Annotated in this window: 1 protein-coding gene and 1 pseudogene; both read left to right on the top strand. The window is 66.5% G+C overall.

The features are described 5' to 3' along the window. Positions 1-369: pseudogene (locus tag EN781_RS33235) on the top strand (xanthine dehydrogenase family protein subunit M); the annotation flags it as partial. A gap of 114 nt (positions 370-483) precedes the next feature. Next, a partial coding sequence (locus EN781_RS33230; RefSeq protein ID WP_126059013.1) for a (2Fe-2S)-binding protein occupies positions 484-963 on the top strand: 480 nt, incomplete at its 3' end.

The raw sequence follows: 963 nt of genomic DNA, 5'->3' as shown, positions 1-963 counted from the left end.
GACGCCAGCCGTTCCATCGTCACCTCCGTCACCTGCGCCCTACCCCGCGCGGAGAGCTTCCGTTTTCTCAAAGTGTCACGGGTCAAGCCCAAGGGCGTCTCGGTACTCAGCATCGCCGCGCTCTTGCAGCGGATAGACAACGGCACGGTCACCGCCGCGCGGATCGCACTTGGCTGCATGGCCGACCGGCCGATGCGTGCCAGAGCGGCCGAGAAGGCGCTGCTTGGCTGCAGGCTGACGCCTGATGAGATCGCGCCGGCGCTGGCTGTGGCAAACGAAGGCACAACGCCGATTACCGATCCGGTCGCCAGCGCCTGGTATCGCGCCGAAGTGCTGCCGGTCCATCTCGGCCGGCTGCTGCTCGAATGATGCCCGTCGCCCAAAAACGCGTAGCGGTTTTGAGATTGCGACAGGCAGGAAGTCTCACACGTCGGGGGCGCGCGTCTGTCCGGATATCCGGGCAGGCGCGCTGGGAGGAAAGACATGGTGAAGGTCCCGGTCCAGTTCACGCTCAACGGTTCCGAGAAAGCCGAGTTAATCGACAGCGGCGCGACACTGCTGCACGCGCTGCGGGACAAGATCGGCGACACCTCGCCGAAAGGCGGCTGCCACCAGGGCACTTGCGGCGCCTGCTCGGTCATCATCGACGGTGAGCTGAGGCTCTCCTGCCTGACGCTGGCGGAGACCTGCAACGGCGCCGTCATCAGGACGACGGCAGGTCTCGCCGAGGGCGGCGTGCTGCATCCGCTGCAGCGCGCCTTCCTCGATGCCTTCGCCACCCAATGCGGCTTCTGCACGCCGGGCATGATCATGGCCGCCAAGGTGTTGCTCGACCGCACGCCCAATCCCAGCCGCGAAGAGGTGGTCGAGGCGCTGTCCGGCAACATCTGCCGCTGCACCGGCTATGAGCCGATCATCCAGGCCGTGCTCACCGCTGCGCGCGCCAATTCGCAGAACGTGGCC

The sequence above is a fragment of the Mesorhizobium sp. M4A.F.Ca.ET.090.04.2.1 genome (assembly GCF_003999085.1).
Lineage (GTDB): Bacteria > Pseudomonadota > Alphaproteobacteria > Rhizobiales > Rhizobiaceae > Mesorhizobium.
The sequence above is the reverse complement of the archived record's forward strand: the minus strand, read 5'-3'. Positions and strand labels throughout refer to the sequence as shown.